The organism is Parviterribacter kavangonensis, from assembly GCF_056863335.1.
The window spans coordinates 103,961-124,394 of sequence record NZ_JBXPJA010000002.1; the positions used below are offsets into that span (position 1 = coordinate 103,961).

Annotated in this window: 17 protein-coding genes; 16 read left to right on the forward strand and 1 reads right to left on the reverse strand. The window is 75.0% G+C overall.

The annotated features are described in order from the left end of the window. Positions 1 to 18 precede the first annotated feature (18 nt). The 10 genes from AC1UE4_RS16245 (at position 19) to AC1UE4_RS16290 (ending at position 7,722) form a co-directional block, all read left to right on the forward strand. Positions 19 to 219, forward strand: coding sequence for a hypothetical protein (locus tag AC1UE4_RS16245; protein ID WP_482918350.1), 201 nt, complete (start codon positions 19 to 21; stop codon positions 217 to 219). Beyond that, positions 220 to 873 (forward strand): response regulator transcription factor, encoded by a 654-nt coding sequence (locus tag AC1UE4_RS16250; protein ID WP_482918351.1) that lies wholly within the window; start codon positions 220 to 222, stop codon positions 871 to 873. Then, complete coding sequence (locus tag AC1UE4_RS16255) at positions 873 to 1,922, forward strand: ATP-binding protein (protein WP_482918352.1); 1,050 nt, start codon at positions 873 to 875, stop codon at positions 1,920 to 1,922. Before AC1UE4_RS16250 ends, AC1UE4_RS16255 begins: the two co-directional genes overlap by 1 nt. A 31-nt stretch (positions 1,923 to 1,953) precedes the next feature. After that, a complete protein-coding gene (locus AC1UE4_RS16260; RefSeq protein ID WP_482918353.1) occupies positions 1,954 to 3,006 on the forward strand; it encodes an AAA family ATPase in 1,053 nt (350 codons plus the stop codon). Next, positions 3,003 to 3,899 carry a DUF58 domain-containing protein gene (locus AC1UE4_RS16265; protein WP_482918354.1) on the forward strand — a complete coding sequence of 299 codons (897 nt, stop codon included), beginning with the start codon at positions 3,003 to 3,005 and terminating at the stop codon, positions 3,897 to 3,899. The genes AC1UE4_RS16260 and AC1UE4_RS16265 overlap by 4 nt, the downstream gene beginning before the upstream one ends. Further along, a complete protein-coding gene (locus AC1UE4_RS16270) occupies positions 3,896 to 4,846 on the forward strand; it encodes a VWA domain-containing protein (protein WP_482918355.1) in 951 nt (316 codons plus the stop codon). The genes AC1UE4_RS16265 and AC1UE4_RS16270 overlap by 4 nt, the downstream gene beginning before the upstream one ends. 70 nt (positions 4,847 to 4,916) lie before the next feature. Beyond that, on the forward strand, positions 4,917 to 5,276 hold the full coding sequence (locus tag AC1UE4_RS16275) for a hypothetical protein (RefSeq protein ID WP_482918356.1): 360 nt from the start codon (positions 4,917 to 4,919) through the stop codon (positions 5,274 to 5,276). A 283-nt stretch (positions 5,277 to 5,559) separates the two neighbouring features. Then, positions 5,560 to 6,807, forward strand: a complete 1,248-nt coding sequence (locus AC1UE4_RS16280; protein ID WP_482918357.1) for an MFS transporter — start codon at positions 5,560 to 5,562, stop codon at positions 6,805 to 6,807. Further along, complete coding sequence (locus tag AC1UE4_RS16285) at positions 6,808 to 7,353, forward strand: GrpB family protein (protein ID WP_482918358.1); 546 nt, start codon at positions 6,808 to 6,810, stop codon at positions 7,351 to 7,353. A 9-nt stretch (positions 7,354 to 7,362) separates the two neighbouring features. Then, positions 7,363 to 7,722 carry a cupin domain-containing protein gene (locus AC1UE4_RS16290; protein WP_482918359.1) on the forward strand — a complete coding sequence of 120 codons (360 nt, stop codon included), beginning with the start codon at positions 7,363 to 7,365 and terminating at the stop codon, positions 7,720 to 7,722. Positions 7,723 to 7,781: 59 nt separating this feature from the next. Here the strand turns inward: AC1UE4_RS16290 and AC1UE4_RS16295 are convergent, their stop codons facing one another. Beyond that, on the reverse strand, positions 7,782 to 9,356 hold the full coding sequence (locus AC1UE4_RS16295; RefSeq protein WP_482918360.1) for an MFS transporter: 1,575 nt from the start codon (positions 9,354 to 9,356) through the stop codon (positions 7,782 to 7,784). A gap of 187 nt (positions 9,357 to 9,543) precedes the next feature. Here AC1UE4_RS16295 and AC1UE4_RS16300 point away from each other — a divergent pair, with 187 nt between their 5' ends. Genes AC1UE4_RS16300 through AC1UE4_RS16325 form a run of 6 tightly spaced genes read left to right on the forward strand, consistent with a single transcriptional unit; the run spans position 9,544 to position 20,402 of the window. Next, positions 9,544 to 10,221, forward strand: a complete 678-nt coding sequence (locus AC1UE4_RS16300; protein ID WP_482918361.1) for an HAD family hydrolase — start codon at positions 9,544 to 9,546, stop codon at positions 10,219 to 10,221. Then, on the forward strand, positions 10,218 to 12,599 hold the full coding sequence (locus AC1UE4_RS16305) for a glycoside hydrolase family 65 protein (RefSeq protein WP_482918362.1): 2,382 nt from the start codon (positions 10,218 to 10,220) through the stop codon (positions 12,597 to 12,599). Before AC1UE4_RS16300 ends, AC1UE4_RS16305 begins: the two co-directional genes overlap by 4 nt. A gap of 40 nt (positions 12,600 to 12,639) precedes the next feature. Beyond that, positions 12,640 to 15,414, forward strand: coding sequence for an ATP-binding protein (locus AC1UE4_RS16310; protein WP_482918363.1), 2,775 nt, complete (start codon positions 12,640 to 12,642; stop codon positions 15,412 to 15,414). Beyond that, on the forward strand, positions 15,401 to 16,093 hold the full coding sequence (locus AC1UE4_RS16315; protein ID WP_482918364.1) for a sigma-70 family RNA polymerase sigma factor: 693 nt from the start codon (positions 15,401 to 15,403) through the stop codon (positions 16,091 to 16,093). Before AC1UE4_RS16310 ends, AC1UE4_RS16315 begins: the two co-directional genes overlap by 14 nt. A 47-nt stretch (positions 16,094 to 16,140) precedes the next feature. Then, a complete protein-coding gene (locus tag AC1UE4_RS16320; RefSeq protein WP_482918365.1) occupies positions 16,141 to 18,303 on the forward strand; it encodes an LVIVD repeat-containing protein in 2,163 nt (720 codons plus the stop codon). 8 nt (positions 18,304 to 18,311) lie between these two features. Continuing rightward, the gene (locus tag AC1UE4_RS16325; protein ID WP_482918366.1) at positions 18,312 to 20,402 is read left to right on the forward strand and encodes an alkaline phosphatase D family protein; all 2,091 of its coding nucleotides are present in this window, start codon (positions 18,312 to 18,314) and stop codon (positions 20,400 to 20,402) included. Positions 20,403 to 20,434: the final 32 nt, after the last annotated feature.

Here is a 20,434-nt window from a genome sequence, read left to right on the forward strand (position 1 = left end):
CACGGTGTCCTGGTTGCCATGCGGCTTCCCGCTTCGGTGCAACGCGGACTGGCGCTGGCGACGGTCATCGCCGGCGCCGGCGCGTTCGGCTGGTCCCTCGGCGGCGTCGCCGACGTCGACGCGACGTTGCAGGCGGCGACGCAGCCGCAGACCAAGACCGTCCGCGTGGTGGATCGCCACGACTGCCCCGGCCACTGGACGCGGGATCGGCAGCTCTAGATGCGGCTGCTGCTGGCCGAGGACGAGCCGCGCGTCGCCGCGGCGATCGCCAAGGGGCTGCGCCGCCACGGCGCCGCGGTCGACGTGGCGCCCGATGGCGAGGCCGCGCTGTTCAGCGCGCGCGTGCACGCGTACGACGTCGTGCTGCTCGACCGCGACCTCCCGGCCGTCCACGGCGACGACGTCTGCCGCACGCTGAACGCCGAGCAGCCCGAGCTGAAGATCCTCATGCTCACCGCCGCGCGCACGACCGACGACCTCGTCAGCGGGCTCGCGCTCGGCGCCGACGACTACCTCGCCAAGCCGTTCCGCTTCGCGGAGCTGGTCGCGCGCGTCAACGCGCTCGCGCGCCGCACCGGCACCGCGCGCCCCGCGGTGCTCCGGCACGGCGACCTCGAGCTCGACCCGGCCCGCCGCGCCGCCACGCGCGCCGGCCGCGACCTGCAGCTCTCCCCGAAGGAGCTCGGCGTGCTGGAGGAGCTGCTGCGCGCCGACGGCGCCGTGCTCAGCGCCGAGGACCTGCTCGTCCGCGTATGGGATGAGAACATCGACCCGTTCACGAACATCGTCCGCATGACCGTCATGAAGCTGCGGCGCAAGCTCGGCGACCCGCCGGTCATCGAGACGGTGCCGGGCGCCGGCTACCGGATCTGATGCCCGCGCTGCCGATCCGGCTGCGGTTGACGCTCACGTACGTCGGCCTCCTCGCCGCGGCCCTGACCGTGGTGCTGGGCGTGAGCTGGTGGGTGCTCGCGGAGCACCTGCACCGCACCGTTCCCGACGAGTACGCCGACCACGCGCTCGCGGCGCTGGCCGGGCAGTACGGCCTGGCGATCGGCGGCGCGGCACTCGGTTCGCTCGGGATCGGGTGGCTCGTCGCGGGGCACGCGCTCGCGCCGCTGCGGAGCATCGCGTCGACGGCGCGGCGGATCACCGACGAGCGGCTCGACGCGCGCGTGCGCCTCGACGGACCGCCCGACGAGCTGCGCGACCTGGCGGCCGCGTTCGACGAGATGCTCGACCGCGTGGCGGCGTCGGTGGAGAGCCAGCGGCGCTTCGTCGCGAATGCGTCGCACGAGCTGCGCACGCCGCTGACGGCGATCCGCGCCGAGGCGGAGGTCGCGCTCGAGGACCCGAACGCGACGCTCGAGGACATGCGCGAGATGGCGCGCGGCGTCGTCGACGCGACCGACCGGACCGACCGGCTGCTCGCCGGGCTGCTCGCGCTCGCCGCGTCGACGAACGGGCTGCGGCGCGACGTCGAGGTGCCGCTGCACGAGTCGGTGCTGGTCGCGCGCGACGCGCTGTCGGCGCAGGCCGCGGCGGCGTCAACGCATCTCCGGGTCGAGCGGCTCGACGCCGCCGAGGTGCGCGGCGACCCGGCGCTGCTCGAGCGGCTCGTGATGAACCTGCTGGAGAACGCCGTGCGCCACGGGCGACGGGCGGGCGTCGTGCACGTCGCGCTCGAACGCGACGGCGACCAGGTCGAGCTGCGCGTGCGCAACGACGGTGACGTCATCGGGGAGGACGAGCTCGCCCGGCTGACCGAGCCGTTCGAGCGCCTCGGGCGCAGCCGCGCGAAGGGCACGGGCCTCGGGCTCTCCATCGTGCGCGCCGTCACCGAGGCGCACGGCGGGGAGCTGACGCTCGACGCGCCGGCGGCCGGCGGCCTGGACGTGCGCGTCGGCCTGACGGTTACCTGAAGGTGACGGGGGCGGCCGTAGCGTCGCCGCCATGAGCCATCTTCGCCAGCCGACCACCACCTCGCTCTACCCCGACCCGACCGTCGAAGCCGAGACCGACGTCGCGGCCGACGCCCGGCGCGGCCTGCATGCCGCGCTGTGGGAGTGCAAGCGCGTCGTCGTTGGCCAGGACGCGATGCTCGAGCGCGTGCTCGTCGCGCTGCTCGCGGGCGGCCACATCCTGCTCGAGGGCGTGCCGGGCCTCGCCAAGACCCTGACGGTGCGCACGCTCGCCGACGCGCTCGGCGGGACGTTCAGCCGCGTGCAGTTCACCCCCGACCTCGTGCCCGCCGACCTCGTCGGCACGCGGATCTGGCGCCCGGACTCGGGCGAGTTCCAGACGGAGCTCGGGCCGGTGTTCGCCAACCTGCTGCTCGCCGACGAGATCAACCGCGCGCCCGCGAAGGTGCAGTCGGCGCTGCTCGAGGTCATGCAGGAGCACCAGGTGACGATCGGGGCGAAGACCTACCGCGTTCCCGAGCCGTTCCTCGTGCTCGCCACCCAGAACCCGATCGAGTCCGAGGGCACGTACGCGCTGCCCGAGGCGCAGATCGACCGGTTCATGTTCAAGCTCGTCGTCGACTACCCGGCGATCGAGGACGAGGTGTCCGTCGTGCGGGCGCACGCGGCCGGTGTCCGCGCCGTCCGCGAGGTGCTGCACATGGACGACCTGCTGCGCTACCGGGAGGCGGCGCAGGACGTCCACGTCGACCGGCTCGTCGCCACGTACGCGGTGCACCTGGTGGACGCGACGCGCGACCCCGCGAAGTACGGGCTGGACGACGTCGCGCCGTTCATCCGGTTCGGCGCCTCGCCGCGCGCGTCGATCGCGCTCGTGCGGTCCGCGCAGGCCCTGGCGCTGCTGCGCGGGCGGGGCCATGCGACGGAGCAGGACGTGCTCGACCTCGCCTACGACGTGCTGCGGCACCGGCTCGTGCTGTCCTACGACGCGCTGCTCGACGGCGTCCGCGCCGACGACCTGCTCGCGCGGGTGTTCGAGGCCGTGCAGCCGCGGACCGAGCAGCTGCTGGCGGAGGTCGCGTGAGCACGCTCGCTCCCGCGCCCGGCCGGCAGGGCCCGGGGCGCCTGGTGCCGGAGACGCTCGCGCGCCTGCGGCTGACGGCGTTGCGGCGGGCCGGCGGCCTGCTGCCCGGCGAGCACCGCGCGCCCGGCCTCGGCCACGGGACGGAGCTCGCCCAGCTGCGTCCCTACGAGCCGGGCGACGACGTGCGCTGGATCGATCCGGCAGCGAGCGCCCGAACGTCGGTGCCGCACGTGCGGCTGCACGTGCCGGAGCGGTCGGTGACGACGTGGCTCGTGCTCGACGTGTCGGCGTCGATGGGGTTCGGAACTGGTGACCGGCTGAAGAGCGACGTCGCCGAGGGCGTCGTCGCGGCGGTCGGGAACGTGGCGATCCGGCATGGCGGCCGGCTCGCGTTCACGATGGCCGGGCCGTCGGACCCCCGCACGCTGCCCGCGCAGTCGGGCCGGGGCGCGCTGGCGGCCGCGCGGCGGCTGGCCGGCGCGGGCGTGCTCGGCGACGGGGCCGCCTCGACGTCCGTGGCGGGCGCGCTCGACCGCGTGCTGCGGGTGGCGCGCACGCCCGGCGTCCTCGTGGTCGTCTCCGACTTCCGCGAGCGCGGCTGGGAGGCGGCCGTCAAGCACGCCGCCGCGCTGCACACCGTGCTCGCCGTCGAGGTGACGGATCGCCGCGAGGCGGATCTGCCGGACGTGGGCGACGTGCCGTTCGTCGACTGCGAGACGGGGGAGGAGCTGTGGATCGACACGAGCTCCCCCGCCGTGCGCGCGGCGATCGCGGGGGCCGACGCCGAGCGCCGTTCGGCGGTCGCCGCGTCGCTGCGGTCCGCCGGCGCGGTGCACGTCACGCTCGACACCGACGGCGACTGGCTGCGTGAGCTCGGGAGGACGCTGCGATGAGCTTCGCCCAGCCGAGCGCGCTGCTGCTGTTGCTCGCGCTCCCCCTCGTCGGGGTGCTGTGGGCGGCCGAGCGCCGTCGTCGCCGCCGGTTCGCCGTGCGCCATCCGGGGGTCTCCGCGGTCGCGGGCGCCGTTCGCTCGGCGGGCTCCTCGTGGTCGCGGCGGGTCGCTCCGCTGCTGCTCGCCGCGTCGGCGGCTCTGCTGGCGCTGGCGTTCGCCAAGCCCGAGCGGACGGTCGCGGTGCCGGTCGAGAAGGCCTCGGTCATGCTCGTCACCGACGAGTCGGGGTCGATGCTGGCGAACGACGTGTCGCCATCGCGGCTGGCGGCCGCGCAGAACGCGGCCTCGAAGTTCCTCGACGAGGTGCCCGACGAGCTGCTCGTCGGCTTCGCCGGCTACTCGGACACGATCCGGACGCTGCTCGAGCCGACCGCCGATCACGACTCGATCTCGGCGGCGGTGTCCGCGCTGCAGGCCGACGGCGGGACGGCGACGGGCGATGCGCTCGACGCGGCGCTCGACCGGCTGGAGGCGCGCAAGGCGTCCGACGGCTCGACCGCGCCGGCGGCGATCCTGCTGCTGTCGGACGGCAAGACGACCGCCGGGTCCGATCCGGCGCAGGCGGCGCAGCGGGCGAAGAAGCTCGGCGTGCCGATCTACACCGTCGCCCTCGGGACCGCCGACGGGATCGTGCAGGGGCCGAACGGCGAGCCGATCTCGGTGCCGCCCGACCCGGAGACGCTCAGCGAGATCGCGCGGATCTCCGGCGGGACGGCGTACGCCGTCGACGACGCGGACGAGCTCGACTCGGTGTACGAGAAGCTCGGGTCGCGCATCGGCACGCGCAAGGAGCAGCGCGAGGTCTCCGTCGCCTTCGCGGGCGCGGGGCTCGTCGTGCTGCTCGCCGGCCTCGGCACCGGGATGCGCCGGCGCGCCGTCCTGGCCTGAGCGTTACGCCGAGATGACACGCCGATCCGCACGCTGGAGCTCGTCAACCAACCACCCCTGGAGGACCCAGATGGACGAGCAGGATCAGCAGGTCTCGCCGGATCGCCCGAACGGGGCTCGCGGCGGTCGCACGATCGCCGCGGGCCTCGCGGCGGCGGCGCTGGCCATCCCCGGCGGCGCGCTCGTCTCGAACGCGTTCGCCGCGGACGGCTCCGGATCGTCGACGTCGACGCAGACGCAGCAGATCCAGGGCTACGGCACCCCGCCATCGCAGGAGCAGGACCGGGACGGCGACGGCGCCCGCGGCGGCCCCGGCGGGCGCGACTGCCCGAAGGAGAACGGCGGCAGCGGCGGCTCCGGCAGCGGCTCCGCCGCCCCGGCGCCCGACACCGGCTCGAGCTCCGACACGGCCGAGCAGACGTCGTTCTGACCACCCCGCAGGACCCGACGACCGGCGCCGCTCCCCGCGCCGGTCGTCGGCCGTCCGGGACGGCGTCCGGGCCTTCTCCAACCGCCGGAGGTCTCCGAGAGACCGCGCCGGCAACGGCCCGCCCGCCCTCCCAACCACGCCGTCCCCGGGAGCCGCGGCGACTGCTCTGGCCGACGCCGAGCGTCAGGCGGTGCCTGCGAACGCCGCGCGTGACGCGGGCGCGAAGACCGCGTCGGGGCGGCCGGGCAGGTGACGACCGAGCAGGCGGCCAGCATGTCGCCCCTTGTCGAACGGCGCGGTCAAGACGGAAGGCGGGCTCGGACGGGACTTCGGGTGGCTGTGGGCCGCCTTCGCGGTCAGCACCTTCGGGACGTGGCTGGCGTTCGACGCGTTCCCGTTGATCGCAGTGCTCGTGCTGGACGCCTCGCCCGCGCAGGTGTCGGTGCTGGCCGCGGCCGGGCTGGCGGTGGCCGCGCTGGTGGCCGTGCCGCTCGGGCCGTGGGTCGAGGTGCGGCGCAAGCGGCGGGTGATGGTCGGCATGGACCTCGTGCGCTTCGGCGCGCTGGTGAGCGTTCCCGTGGCCTACGCGCTCGACGGGCTGACGTTCGTGCAGCTGCTCGTCGTCGCGGTCGTGGTGGGCGCGGCGGACATCGCGTTCCGCAGTGCGAGCGGCGCGTGCGTGAAGGCGCTCGTACGGCGCGAGGACCTGCTCATCGCGAACGCGCGGTTCGAGCAGACGACGTGGACGGCGACGATCGCAGGCCCGCCGCTCGGCGGCCTCGCCATCGGGCTGCTCGGGCCCGTGACGACCGTCATCGCGAACGCGGCGAGCTTCGTCCTCTCGGCGCTGGGGATCCGGGCGATCGGAAGCGACGAGCCGCAGATCGCGAAGGCGGGCGCGCCGGGCCGCGCGGGCGACCTCCTGGCCGGCTGGCGGTTCATCTTCGCCCACCCGACGCTCCGGCCGCTGCTCTTCAACACCGTCGCGGTGAACGCCCTCGTCCTCGCCACGGCGCCGCTCATGGCGGTGCTCATGCTCGGCGAGCTGAACTTCGAGCCGTGGCAGTACGGGCTCGCGTTCGGCCTCCCGTGCGTCGGCGGCCTGATCGGCGCGCGGGCCGCGCGGCAGATCGAGAGCAGGTTCGGCGCCGAGGCGATCATCCGCACGGCGGGAACGCTGCGGGCGTGCTGGTCGATCGGGCTCGCGTTCGTCGTCGCCGGCGCGCCCGGTCTCGTGCTCGTGATCGTGGTCCAGTTCGGCCTGGTGACGAGCGTCGGCGTCTTCAACCCGATCTTCACGACCCATCGGCTCGAGCAGCTCCCGCACGACCGGGTCGCAAGAACGCTCACCGCGTGGTCGGTGTCGAACAACGCGACGGTCGCGGCGCTGACTGCGATCTGGGGCGTCCTCGCGACGGTCACGAGCCCCCGCGCGGCGATCGCCGCCGCCGGCGTCCTCCTGCTCGCCACGCCCGCGCTCCTGCCGCGCCGGCCGGCGATGGCCGCGCGGCTCGTGGTGTCGGAGGGCTGAGTGCGACACCCCTCGCTCGACGACCGCTCCGACCCGGCGATCGTGATCGTCGACCACGACCCGTCGTGGTCCCAGCAGGCGCAGGCCGAGATCGCCCGCATCGCGAAGGCGCTCGGCGGCGTCGCGCGACGCGTCGACCACGTCGGCTCGACCGCCGTCCCGGGCCTCGCGGCGAAGCCGATCATCGACCTGCAGCTCTCGGTCGAGAAGCTCCATCCGCGCGAGCCGTACGCCGGTCCGCTCGAGCAGCTCGGCTACCTGTTCGTCCAAGACCCGGACTCGCCGGACTACCTCCTCTTCGCGAAGCCGCACGACCGCCCGCGAACCCACCACCTCCACGTGTGCGAGCGAGCGAGCGAGCAGGAGCGCCGCCACCTCGCCGTTCGCGACTTCCTTCGCGCGCACCCCGACGAGGCGAAGCGCTACGAGGCCCTGAAGCGCGACCTGGCCCGATGGCACCCGGGAGACCGGCTCGCCTACATCGCCGGCAAGCACGACTTCATGGCCGCGCTCGAAGCGAGAGCGCTGAAGTGGGCGAGCGACTAGGGTCGCGCGATGGCTCATCTCCACGGCGCGGTCGTGGTCGCGCCCGGCACCGGGACGCGGACCGGGAACGTCGAGTTCCTCGCGCTGAGCGAGGACACGCCGCGGTTCAACCTGTCGGTCATCACGATGGCGCCGCACCGCGAGGGGCCGGAGCTGCACGTGCACGAGACGGAGGACGACGCGTTCTACGTGCTCGACGACGGGCTGACGTTCCTGCTCGGCGATCAGGAGGTCGTGGTCGAGGCGGGGACGTTCGTGCTCGTGCCGCCCGGCGTGCTCCACACGTTCGCCAACCGGACCGACGCCCCGATCCGGATCCTCAACATCCACGCGCCGGCGGGGTTCGACCGCCGGCTGCTCGCCGACTGACACCGAAGACGACGGCAGGGCCGGCACCCGCGAAGGGTGCCGGCCCCGGTTCGTCCCGGTCAGGCGGCCAGCGGCTCCGCCGCCACCGCCTCCTCCTCGACGACGCCGATGACGACGTCGCGAGCCTCGGTCGTGTGCTGCGGCGGGAGCCACAGCTTCACGACGATCGCCGCGACCAGCGCGCAGCCGGCGGCGATGGTGAACCCGATGCCGAGCGCCGACGTGAACGCGTCGGCCGCGGCGTCCATCAGGTGCGTGCCCTGGTCGGCGGGCAGCTGCTCGGCCACGCCGTTCGCCTTGCCGATCGAGTCCTCGGCGGCGGTGCGGGCCGAGTCGGGCAGCGTGGCGACCGAGTCGGCGATCTTCGAGCCGTAGATCGAGCTGATGAGCGACCCGATGACCGCGGTGCCGAGCGCGCCGCCGACCTGGCGGGTCACGTCGTTCATCGCCGACGCCACGCCCGCCTTCTCCTCGGGCACGGCGCCCATGACCGACTCGGTGGCGGGCGCCATGACCCAGCCCATCGACAGCGCGGCGCCGAGGAACCACAGCGCGAGCGGCCAGTACGGCATGTCCGCGGTCCACATCAGCGACAGCGACAGCAGGAACGACACGCCGAGCAGGCCGGCGGTCACGACCTTCGTCGTCCCGATCCGCTCGACGATGCGGATGCTCGACGTGGACCCGGCGATCAGCCCGAGCGCCATCGGCGACATCGCCGCGCCGGCCTCGAGCGCCGAGTAGCCGTGCGCGTCCTGAAGGAACTGCGTCATCGCGAAGATCGATCCGAACAGCGCGAACGACGCGAGGCTGATGCCGCCCGACGCGATGCTGAACCGGCGGTTGCGCAGGAAGCCGAGGTTCAGCATCGGCTCCTTCGTGTGCAGCTCCCACCGCGCGAACGCGTAGGCGAGCACGACGAAGGCTCCGAAGCAGACCAGCACGCGCATGTCGGTCCAGCCGCGCTCGGGCGCTTCCACGATCGCGTAGACGAGCGTCGTCAGCGAGCTGATCGACAGCGCCGCGCCGGGGAGGTCGAAGGCCCCCGGCTCCGGATCACGGCTGTTCGGCACGAGGCGGAACCCGATGATCAGCGCGACGAGCGCCACCGGGACGTTCACCATGAAGACCGAGGTCCAGTCGAACCACTCGAGCAGCAGGCCGCCGGTGAGCGGCCCGAGGCCGATGCCGACGGAGGCCATGCCGGCCCAGATGCCGATCGCCTTGCCGCGCTCCTCGCGCGGGAAGATGTTGGAGATGATCGACAGCGTCGCGGGCATGATCAGCGCGCCGCCGACGCCCATCAGCGCCCGGATGGCGATGAGCTGGTCCGTGTTCTCGGCCCACAGGACGAGCAGGCTCGCTGCACCGAAGATCGCGAGCCCGGCCTGCAGCGCCCACTTGCGCCCGAACCGGTCGCCGAGCGTTCCCATCGTCAGCAGCAGGCCCGCGAAGACGAGCAGGTAGGAGTCGACGATCCACTGCAGCGTCGAGGAGGACGCGTCGAACTCCTCTTGGAGGCTGGGGAGCGCGACGTTGAGGATCGTGTTGTCGAGCCCGATGATCAGGAGGCTCAGAGCCAGCACCGCGAGGGTCTTCCAGCGCCTGGCGTAGTGAACGGGATCGATGGGCATGGAGGCCTCCTTGGAGGAACCGGGGGACGAACGCCGCGGGTCATGCGTCCGCGCACCGGGCCGCCGCATCGCGTGATCCACCTAACCGGCACGCGCCGGGAGGGCGACGACAGCGCGGGCGCAAGCGGCGGGAAGCTCGGTGACCTCACCGATGCGACGCGGCCCGTGCCGCGAGCACTGTCGGGCCATGCGTTACGAAGCTGTCCTCTTCGACCTCGACGGCGTGCTGACCTCGACCGCGGCGCTGCACCTCGCCTGCTGGAAGCGCGTCTTCGACCCGATCCTCGCCCGTGCCGGCCAGCCGCCGTTCGACGCCGTCACCGACTTCGCGCGGCACGTCGACGGCAGGCCGCGCGCGGAGGGCGCGCGCGCCGTGCTGACCGCCCGCGGCCTGCCGGCCGGCAGCGCCGAGATCGCCCGCATCGCACGCCGCAAGGGCGCGCTCGCCGAGGAGGCGCTCGCCGCCGGCGACGTCCGCGTGTTCCCCGGCTCGGTGCGCTGGGTCCTGCGCCTGCGCCGCCAGGGCCTCGCCACCGCGGTCGTGTCGTCCAGCGTCAGCTGCCCCGCCGTGCTCGCCTCCGCCGGCATCGCCGGCCTCTTCGACGAGGTCGTCGACGGCGGCACGATCGCGCGGCTCGGGCTGCGCGGCAAGCCCGCGCCCGACGGCTTCCTCCGAGCGGCCGACCGCCTCGGCGTGCAGCCCGAGCGCGCCGTCGTCGTCGAGGACGCCCTCGCCGGCGTCCGCGCCGGTCGCGACGGCGGCTTCGGCCTCGTCATCGGCGTCGCGCGGACCGCCGAGCCGGCCGCCCTGCGTGCAGCCGGCGCCGACCTCGTCGTCACCGACCTCGGGGAGATGCTCCGATGAGCCACGACCGAAGCGCGGCGCGCCTGCGCGCGCACCTGCAGCAGTTCCCGCCCGTGCCGTGGGAGCTCGTGGAGACGGCGTTCCCGCGCGAGGACCACGGCCGGCGCGAGTCGCTCTTCGCCGTGGCCAACGGCTACCTCGGCGCGCGGGGGACGCACGACGAAGGAACCCCCGCCCACGCGCCCGGCGTGCTGCTGAACGGCTTCCACGAGACGTGGCCGATCGAGTACCCGGAGGACGCCTACGGGCTGGCCCGCACGGGCCAGACGATCGCCCCGGTCCCCGACGGCACCGTCGTCCGGCTGTTCGTCGACGACGAGCTCTTCGATCCGGCGACCGCGCAGCTGCTCAGCTACGACCGCCGGCTGGACCTGCGCGGCGGCGTGCTGACGCGGGAGGTCGTCTGGCGGACGGCCCGCGGGCGCAGCGTGTTGATCCGCTCGCGCCGGTTCGCGTCGCTCGACGACCGCCACCTGCTCGCGGTTCAGTACGAGGTCCAGCCGCTCGACGGCGACGCGCACGTGACGCTGTCGTCGGAGCTGGTCACCCATCGGCCCATGGCGGGCGCCGGCGACGACCCGCGCCGCGGGCGCGCGTCGCGCGCCCCCGTCCTCCGGCCGCTCGCCGCGAACACGCTCGGCCTGCGCGCGGCGCTCGAGCTGCGCACCCGGCGCAGCGGCCTGCACGTCGCCGTCGCGATGGGCCACGCGATCGAGACGTCGGTGCCGTGCTCCGTCGACGTGTCGGCCGCGGGCGCGGAGGCGCGCGTCGCCGTCCTCGCGCACTGCGGCGCCGGTGACGCCGTCCGGCTGTCGAAGTTCGTCGCCCACCACTGGGGCGGGCCGGGCGAGCCGCTGGCCGAGCGCGCGGCTCGGACTCTGGACGCCGCCGAGCGCGCGGGCTTCGCAGAGGCCGAGGCCCTCCATCGCCGAGCGGTGCGCGCGTTCTGGGACCGCGCCGACGTCGAGCTCGACGGCGCGCCGGACCTGCAGCTCGCGGTCCGCTTCTCGCTCTTCCAGGTGCTGCAGGCCACGGCGCGGGCCGACGGGCTGGGCATCCCGGCGAAGGGCCTGACGGGCGAGGGCTACGAGGGCCACTGCTTCTGGGACGGCGAGATCTTCGTCGCCCCGCTCCTGGTCCACACCGACCCGGACCGCGCCCGCGCCGTGCTGCGCTTCCGTTGCGGCCTGCTCGACGCCGCCCGCCGGCGCGCCCGCGAGCTCGGCCACCGCGGCGCGCGCTTCGCCTGGCGGACGATCACCGGCGAGGAGGCCTCGGCGTGGTACGCCGCCGGGACCGCGCAGGTCCACATCAACGCGGACGTCGCCCACGCGCTGCTGCACTACGCGGACGTGACGGGGGACGACGCCTTCCTGCGCGACGAGGCGGCCGAGGTGCTCGTGGAGACCGCCCGGGCCTGGCTCGACCTCGGCTTCTTCTCAGACGCGCACGACGGCGCGTTCTGCCTGAACGGCGTGACCGGGCCTGACGAGTACTCCACCGTCGTCGACAACAACGCCTACACGAACCTCATGGCGAAGGAGAACCTCGAGGGCGCCGTGCGCGTCGTCGAGTGGCTCGCGCAGACCGAGCCGCTCGCCTACGCGCGCCTCGCCTCGGCGACCGGGCTCACGCCGGAAGAGCCGCCGGCATGGGCGGAGGCGGCGGCGCGGATGCGCATCCCGCGGGACCCCAAGCGGGGCATCGTGCTGCAGGACGAGCACTTCCTGGAGCGCAAGCCGTGGGACTTCGGCGCCACGCCGCCCGAGCGCTACCCGCTGCTCCTGCACCACCATCCGCTCGAGCTCTACCGGCATCAGGTCATCAAGCAGGCCGACGTCGTGCTCGCCTCCTACCTCGCCGGCCATCGGTTCGACGAGGACGAGGTGCGCCGGACGTTCGACTTCCACGACCCGCTGACGACCGGCGACTCGACGCTGTCGGCGAGCATCCAGAGCGTCGTCGCGTCGGCCTGCGGCTACGAGGACCGGGCGCTCGAGCTCTTCGTCGAGGCCGCCGCCGTCGATCTCGCCGACGCGCACGGCAACACCGCGGACGGCATCCACGTCGCGTCGTGCGGCGGAACATGGCTGGCGCTCGTGGCCGGCTTCGCCGGCCTGCGCGACCAAGACGGCCGCGTGCGCCTGCGGCCGCGGCTGCCCGCGGCGTGGGGCCGCCTGCGGTTCCGCATCGCGGTGCGCGGCCAGCTGCTCGAGGTCGACATGACGCCGCGCGCGACCGCCTACCGCCTGGTCGAGGGAACAGGCCTCGAGGTCGAGCACGAGGGCGCGGCGCTGCGGATCGGGCCGGGCGGCGCGGTCTCCGTGCCCGTCGCGCGGCCGGACGCGGCGCCGGTGCCGCTGCCCCGGGCGGCGTGATGATCGCCACGAGCGGCTCGCACTCCCGTAGCATCGGGAGATGCTCTACGGCAGGGACGTGGAGCGTGCCCGCATCGGGGCCCTGCTGGAGGACGCGCGCGCCGCGCGCGGCGGCGGCCTGGTGCTGCGCGGCGAGCCCGGCGTCGGCAAGAGCGCGCTGCTCGAGGACGCGCGCGACCGCGCCGCCGGCATGCGGGTCCTGGCCGCTCGCGGGGTCGAGTCGGAGTCCGAGCTGCCGTTCGCCGGGCTGCACCGCCTTCTGCGGCCCGCGCTCGGGCGCCTCGAGGCGCTGCCCGGGCCGCAGGCCGACGCGCTGCGCGGCGCGCTCGGGATCGCCGCGACGGGCGCCACCGAGCGCTTCCTCGTCTACGCCGGCGTCCTGACGCTGCTCGCCGACCTCGCCGAGGACGAGCCCGTCCTCTGCCTTCTCGACGACACGCACTGGCTCGACGACGCCACCGCCGACGCGTTGCGGTTCGTGGCCCGCCGTCTCGAGGCGGAGGCGGTCGCCCTGCTGTTCGTGGTGCGCGAGGACGCGGGACCCGACTTCGAAGCCGCGGACCTGCCCGTGCTGCGCGTGGGCGGGCTCGACCCGCAGGACGCGCGCGAGCTGCTCGCCCACACGGCTCGCGTCGCGCCGGCCGGCCACGTCGCCGACTGGCTCCTCGGGCACGCGCGCGGGAACGCGCTCGCGCTGCTCGAGTACCCGACGGGGCTGTCGGCGTCGCAGCTCGCGGGGGACGAGCCGCTGCCGGACGTGCTTCCGCTGACCGACGACCTCGAGCGGGTGTTCCTCGAGCGCGTACGGCGCCTACCCGAGCCGGCGCAGCGGCTGCTGCTCATCGCCGCCGCGGACGACGCCGAGCGGGTCGGGACGCTGACGAGCGCGCTCCAGCGCAGCGGGATCCCGCTCGAGGCGCTGGCGGACGTCGAGCGCGCCGGCCTGCTGCGCGTCGAGGGCAGGCGCGCGGCGTTCCGCCACCCGCTGGTCCGCTCGGCCGTGCTCGAGGCGGCGACGGCGATCGACCGTGCCGAGGCCCACCGGGTGCTGGCGGAGGTGACCGTCGACGACCCGGACCGCCGCGCCTGGCACCTCGCCGCCGCCGCGCTCGAGCCCGACGCCGAGGCGGTCGCCGCGCTCGAGGCCGCGGCGGAGCGGGCGATGCAGCGCACCGGCTTCCCGGCCGCCGCCAAGGCGCTCGAACGGGCGGCCGAGCTGTCGGCGGAGCTCGGCCCGCGCGGGCGGCGGCTCGTCGCCGCGGCGCGCGCCGCGAGCCTGGCGGGGCAGGTCGACCACGGCGCGGCGCTCGCCGAGCGCGCCGAGCCGCTCGTCGACGACCCGCTGCTGCGGGCCGAGGTGGTGCGCGTGCGCGCGGCGGCCGAGCTGCGGCGGGGCCGCGCCGGCGAGGCGCACCGGCTGCTGCTCGCGGAGGCGACGACGGTCGGCAACGTCATCAAGGCGCTCGAGCTGCTCGCCCAGGCCGCGGAGGGCGCGCGCGACACGGGCGCCACCGAGCCGATGATCGAGATCGCCTCGATCGCCGCCTCGCTGCCGGACCTCGCCCGGGACGAGTCCTGCATCGCGCTCGCGATGCGCGCGTTCGCCGCCTCGCTGTCAGGGGACGGCGTCCGCGGGCGCGGCCTCTCCGACCGGGCAGTCGCCGCCGCCGACGCGAGCGACGACCCGCGCGAGCTGATCCTCGTCGCCACGAACGCGAGCTGGCACGGCCGCCCCGACGTCGCGGCGCGGCTGCTCGACCGGGCCGCGACGCTCGCCAGGGCCAGCGGCGCGATGGGCGCCCTCGCCCAGGCGCTGGCCATGCGCGCGCCGCTGCTCCTGCTCACCCAGCGGTTCGACGACGCGCTCGTCGCGGCCGCCGAGACGGAGGCGCTCGCCGGCGAGCTCGGCTACGAGCACCTGCTGCCGTTCCCCCTCACGGTGCGGGCGGTGATCGAGGCGAACCGGGGGAAGGGCGACGCCGCCCGCCTTCTCGCCGAGCGCGCGCGGGAGCTCGGGCTGCGCCACGGCACGCCTGCCCCGGCCGCCGCGGCGTCGTGGGCGCTCGCGCAGGTCGCGATGGCCGAGGGTCGCTGGGCCGACGCCCTCGAGCGGCTGCAGGCGATCGCCACCCCGGAGCCGGGCGTGAGCACCGCGTTCGTGGCGATCATGACCGCGCCGGACCTCGTCGAATGCGCGGCGCGCGCGGGCCGTCCGGAGGCGGGCCGGATGGCGCTCGAGAACTTCGAGGCATGGGGGCGCGCGTCGGGGGAGCCGTGGACGGTCCCGCTCATCGCGCTCGGTCACGCGCAGCTCGACGAGGGGCCGGCGGCGGGCGAACGGCTCGCCGAGGCGGCGGCCGCGGCCGGCGACGCACGGCCGTTCGACGCGGCGCGGATCGCGCTCGTCGTCGGCGAGCACCTGCGGCGCGGGCGCCGCCGTGTCGACGCGCGCGAGCACCTGCGCGCCGCGATCACCGGCTTCGACCGGCTGGGAGCCAAGCCGTGGGCGGAGCGCGCCCGGGCCGAGCTGCGCGCGTCGGGGGAGACGGCGCGGCGCCGGGACGCGAGCACGCTCGCCGAGCTGACGCCGCAGGAGCTGCAGGTGGGCGGGCTGGTGGCCGAGGGGCTGTCGAACAAGGAGGTCGCCGGGCAGCTGTTCCTCTCGCCGCGGACGATCGAGGCGCACCTGCGCAACGTGTTCGCGAAGCTCGACGTCACGTCGCGCACGCAGCTCGCGCGCCACCCGCAGTTCGGCGGAACCACCGATGCGAGCACGGTCCCCGCAGTCCAGGCTGCGGGGCATGGCCAGCGTTGAAGAGACCTCCCCCCGCCGCCCCCGCCTGACCGCCACCCGCGAGCGCCGCCTGGCGGCCCGCATCGCGCAGGGCGACGAGCAGGCCCGCAACGAGCTCGTCGAGGCCAACCTCGGGCTCGTCGTCTGGATCGCCCGCCGCTACCGCGACATGGGCCTCGACTTCGCCGACCTCGTCCAGGAGGGCAACGTCGGCCTGCTGCGCGCGACCGGGCACTTCGATCCGGCCCGCGGGCGCTTCGCCACGTGCGCTCACTGGTGGATCCGCCAGGCGATCTGCCACGCGCTCGGCACCCAGTCGCGGACGATCCGCGTGCCGCAGCGGCTCGCGGCGTCCGCCGCGTTCCGGCGCGGCGAGCGCCGCACGCTGTCGCTCGACGAGCCGCGCAGCGACGGCAAGACCATCGCCGACGGGCTTCCCGACGCGGCCGCGCACGACGCCGTCGACGCGATCGCCGAGGCGGACGGGCACGCGGCGGTGCGCCGCGCGTGCGAGTCGCTCGACGCGCGCCGGCGGCGGGTCGTCGAGCTGCGCTACGGCCTCGACGGCGGCGGCGAGCGGACGCTGGCGCAGGTCGCCGGCGAGCTCCACGTCTCCGCCCCGCGCGCGCGGCACCTCGAGTTGCGGGCGTTGCACGAGCTGGCCGCCCATCCGGCGCTCGAGGCGCTGCGTGCGGCCTGACGCCGACCGGCGCAAGACTCGCCGATCCGGTGCGAGACTCCCGCGCCGTGAGGCGAACCGGAGCGGGGATCGCGGCGCTGGTCGCCGTGCTGGTCGCGGCTGCGACGGCGGGCGCGCACGGCGGATCGGGGCCGAGCGGTGCGGCGAAGGGCGTCTACTACGACGGCGCCGCGAACTTCGCGGCCGCGCAGCCGCGGGCCGCGAGCGAGCCGGCCGTGACCGTGCCGCCGCGGGCGGACTGCCTGCCGGGCAGCGTGCCCGAGGGCGAGCTGCAGGGCCGCGTGTCGGCCGACGACGTCACCAGCGGCCGCCTCGCGAACGGGTGGCGCTGCAACATGACGGTGATCGGCCACTCGGGCTCGACCGGCGGGTTCCGGGTGCACCGCTACATCGACAAGGCCGGGCACGAGTGCGCCTACTACGACACGGCGTTGCTGTTCCCGACGAACGCGCTCAGCCTCAGCGCCGAGCCGACCGGCGTCGCCGTGCTCGACATGACCGACCCGGCGAAGCCGGTGCGCACCACGACGCTCGTCACGCCGGCGATGCAGACGCCGCACGAGTCGGTGAACATCAGCGTCGAGCGCGGGCTGCTCGCCGCCGTCACCGGCAACCCGTCCGCGTACCCCGGCATCGTCGACGTCTACGACATCAGCAAGGACTGCCGCCAGCCGGAGCTGCAGGCCTCGCTGCCCGCGAGCATCTTCGGCCACGAGAGCGGCTTCGCCCCCGACGGGCGGACCTTCTACCCGACGTCGATCGGCACCGGCCACACGACGGCGGTCGACCTCTCCAACCCGCGCCTCCCGACGCGCATCTGGGAGGGCCGCTACGGCACCCACGGCATGTCGGTCTCCGACGACGGCAACCGCGGCTACTTCGCCACCGGCGACGGGCTCGTCATCGCCGACCTGTCCGAGATCCAGGCGCGCAAGCCGGACCCGCAGGTGCGCGAGATCAGCCGCCTGACGTGGTCGAACATGACGATCCCGCAGTACGCGGTGCCGGTGACGATCAAGGGCAAGCCGTACCTCGTAGAGGTCGACGAGTACTCGACGGGCGACGACGGCGGCGGGGCGAGCGTCGCGGGCAACGGCCCGCGCGTGGGCGCCGCGCGGATCATCGACATCTCCGACGAGACGAAGCCGTTCGTCGTGTCGAACATCCGCCTCGCAGTCCACCAGCCCGAGAACCGCGCGGCGATCGCGAACGACCCCGGCGCGCAGAGCCCGGTTCAGGGCTACGCGGCGCACTACTGCAACGTCCCGCAGCGCAAGGAGCCGGGGATCATGGCCTGCTCGATGATCCTCTCGGGGCTGCGCGTGTTCGACATCCGCGACCCCGAGCACCCGAAGGAGATCGCGTACCACGTCGCGCCGCCGTCGACGATCTCGGCGACCGGCGGGCCGGTCATCGACGAGAAGGCCAACTGGGCGATGTCGCAGCCGGCGTTCGTCCCCGAGCGCGGGGAGATCTGGTACTCGGACGGCACGAGCGGCTTCTACGCGCTGAAGATGGACCCGCGGGTGTGGCCGTTCGCGGAGAGCCTCGGCTCGGCCGCCGGCTGCACCGACACGTCCGGGTTCCTCTCGGTCGGCGCGCGGCCCGCGGGGCGCGCGGTGCAGCTGCGGTTCACGCGCCGCGCGAAGCTGCCGGTGGGCGTCGACGTCTTCCGCGTCTCGCAGGGCCGCCGCGTGCTGCGCGAGCGGCTCGTCGCGCGGTTCACCGGCCGCTCGCGGACGTTCACGTGGAACGGCAAGCCGAACCGCAAGGGAGCGGGGCGGTCGGCCGGACCGGGCACGTACTTCGTGCGCTTCCGGATGCTCAAGGGAACGAAGCGCTACGACACGCGGCGCGTCGTGCTGTCGCGTGACGGGAGCGGCCGCTGGCGCGTGCGGCCCGAGCACTACCGCCGGGCGTCGTGCAACCTGCTGCGCGCGTTCAAGCTCGAGCGGCCGGTGTTCGGCGGCACGCGCGGCACGCCGCTCGCCGGGTCGTACCGGCTGGCGGAGCGCGCGAAGGTCACCGTCACCGTCAGCCGCGCGGGCAAGGTCGTCAAGACGTTCGCCACGACCGAGCGGCCGGCCGAGCGCACGATCCGGTTCTCGCTGCCCGCCCGCGGCCTGCCGCGCGGCGACTACACGGTGCGGCTGCTTGCCCAGTCCGGAGAGGATCAGGTGGCGTCGGTCCTGACCAGCCGGCGGCTTTGAGCCCCGAGATGGGGGAAGACGAGGACGTCGTCGCGCCGCGCCGCCGCGATGGCGGCGTCAGCCGCCGGGAGGTGCTCGTCGCCGGTGCAGCGCTCGGTGCGGGGATCGCGCTCGGGGGCGCGGCGACGGTCTCTGCCGCGGGCGGGCGCCGGGTCGACTTCTCCGCGCTCCCCGACGCGACGGGGTGGCCGGGCTTCGCCGCGCCGGGCGTGGCGAACGTGCGCGTCGAGGGCGGCCGGGGTGTCCTGGAGGCCGGTTCCGACGTCTTCCCGAACGACCCGCGCCCCGTCGCCTTCGCGGTCGACCACCGCTTCGCCGACGGCGAGGTCACCGCGACCATCGAACGGTTCGGTGCCGCGGCCGGCGTCGTCGCTCGCCGGGTCGGCCACCGCACGTACTACGCGGTGATCCACGCGCCCGGCAGCGGAGAGCTGACGATCGTGCGCCGGACACCCGATGGGATCGACGTCCTCGGGCGAACGGGCGGTCTGCCGGCGATCGGCGGAGAGGGCGGGGGAACGGCGCCCGGAGGGTCCGGAGGCGGGAGCGGCGGCGCCGCGACGCTGACCCTCTCGGTCGCCGGCCGGCGACCCACGCGACTCACCGCGCGGCTCGAACGCGCCGGCCGGCCGCCGCTCGTCGTCGAGGCCGCCGACAGCGCGCACGAGCTGCAGCGCGCGGGCGACGCCGGCGTCCTCGCCACCGCGCAGACGCTCTTCCCCAGCGCCGGTCCCGCCGCGCTGCCCGCGCTCGGCAACGTGCACCTGCTGCCGTACGGCGTGCAGGAGGGCCAGGCGTTCCTCGACACGGGCGTCGGCCGCGCGCTCATGGATCGCATCCGCGAGGCATCGACGCTCGTGCTGCGCGCGTTCGAGATCCGCACGGCGGAGCGGCCGAAGGTGACGGCTCCGACGGCGATCGCCGCGACGACCGGCGCGCCGCTCGCGCGCGGGGCGATCCTGCGCGTCGCCACCGACGTCCCCGCGCGCGTCGCGATCGAGGTCTCGACCGACCCGCGGTTCCGCCGCTCGCGCACTCTGCGGCCAACCGGCACCGACCCGTACAACGCCGTGCTGCGCGCGGTCCGCGGCCTCCCGACCGGAAGGACCGTCCACTGGCGCGTCCGTCTCACGCGGCGCGGCGTGCGCACCGTCGGCCCGGCGCGCAGCTTCCGCGTCCTGCCCGGCGCCGGCGACCCGCGACCCGTGCGCCTCGCCATCGGCGCCTGCGCGGCGCAGTTCGGCCCGCTCTTCGACGAGATCGCCGCCCGGCGTCCCGACGTCTTCGTCTGGCAGGGCGACCTCAACTACCCGGACACGGTCGGGCCGCTCGCGCAGACGCTCACCGGCTACGCGGGCATCTGGCGCGAGCTGCTCGCCGGCCCGCGGCTCGAGCCGATCGTCTCCCGCGCCGCGTTCGCCGTGCAGCGCGACGACCACGACTACGGCGTCCAGGACGCGAACTCAACGATCCTGGTGCCGCACGGGCTCGAGCCGTGGGAGTCGCTCATGGAGGCGCGCACCTACTACCGCTTCCGCGCGGGGGCGGCGGAGGTGTGGGTGCTCGACCAACGCCGCTTCAAGACGGATCCCGAGCAGCCGGACGGCGACGGCAAGACGCTGCTCGGCGCCGCCCAGCGCGCGTGGCTGCTGCGTACGCTCGCCGCCTCGCGCGCGCCGTTCAAGGTCATCTGCTCGCCGTGCACGCTCGCGCCGCTGGACGCCAACGCGCGCGACGGCAGCTGGGCCGCAGGGTTCGCGCACGAGCGCGACCTGCTGCTCAAGCACGTCGCCGACCGGGTGAGCGGGACGACGCTGTTCGTCACCGGCGACACGCACTGGACGATGGCCTACGAGCGCGACGGGCTCTTCGAGGTTCGCCCGTGCCCGCTCGGCATCCCGACGCCCAACGACATCACGCTCACGCAGCCGAACGTGGCCGAGGACGCGCGCAAGCAGCCGGGCGTCCTCTACGCCGACGACGACCGCTCGCACGTCGCGCAGCTGGACGTCCGCGGGCGCGGGGGCGACGCCCGGCTCGAGCTCCAGCTCGTCCGCGAGGACGGCGCCGTGCCGTTCCGCCGCACGTTCGCTCCCTAGCGTCTACGCGACTGGTACACGCGCGTACCGAG

What these genes read in the sequence shown, in the direction of transcription:
- AC1UE4_RS16305 (WP_482918362.1), top strand. Translation starts at nt 10,218, where the DNA reads ATGAGCCACGACCGAAGCGCGGCGCGCCTGCGCGCGCACCTGCAGCAG.
- AC1UE4_RS16270 (WP_482918355.1), top strand. Translation starts at nt 3,896, where the DNA reads ATGAGCTTCGCCCAGCCGAGCGCGCTGCTGCTGTTGCTCGCGCTCCCC.
- AC1UE4_RS16300 (WP_482918361.1), top strand. Translation starts at nt 9,544, where the DNA reads ATGCGTTACGAAGCTGTCCTCTTCGACCTCGACGGCGTGCTGACCTCG.
- AC1UE4_RS16255 (WP_482918352.1), top strand. Translation starts at nt 873, where the DNA reads ATGCCCGCGCTGCCGATCCGGCTGCGGTTGACGCTCACGTACGTCGGC.
- AC1UE4_RS16275 (WP_482918356.1), top strand. Translation starts at nt 4,917, where the DNA reads ATGGACGAGCAGGATCAGCAGGTCTCGCCGGATCGCCCGAACGGGGCT.
- AC1UE4_RS16310 (WP_482918363.1), top strand. Translation starts at nt 12,640, where the DNA reads ATGCTCTACGGCAGGGACGTGGAGCGTGCCCGCATCGGGGCCCTGCTG.
- AC1UE4_RS16295 (WP_482918360.1), bottom strand. Translation starts at nt 9,356, where the DNA reads ATGCCCATCGATCCCGTTCACTACGCCAGGCGCTGGAAGACCCTCGCG.
- AC1UE4_RS16250 (WP_482918351.1), top strand. Translation starts at nt 220, where the DNA reads ATGCGGCTGCTGCTGGCCGAGGACGAGCCGCGCGTCGCCGCGGCGATC.
- AC1UE4_RS16260 (WP_482918353.1), top strand. Translation starts at nt 1,954, where the DNA reads ATGAGCCATCTTCGCCAGCCGACCACCACCTCGCTCTACCCCGACCCG.
- AC1UE4_RS16290 (WP_482918359.1), top strand. Translation starts at nt 7,363, where the DNA reads ATGGCTCATCTCCACGGCGCGGTCGTGGTCGCGCCCGGCACCGGGACG.
- AC1UE4_RS16245 (WP_482918350.1), top strand. Translation starts at nt 19, where the DNA reads ATGCGGCTTCCCGCTTCGGTGCAACGCGGACTGGCGCTGGCGACGGTC.
- AC1UE4_RS16315 (WP_482918364.1), top strand. Translation starts at nt 15,401, where the DNA reads ATGGCCAGCGTTGAAGAGACCTCCCCCCGCCGCCCCCGCCTGACCGCC.
- AC1UE4_RS16325 (WP_482918366.1), top strand. Translation starts at nt 18,312, where the DNA reads ATGGGGGAAGACGAGGACGTCGTCGCGCCGCGCCGCCGCGATGGCGGC.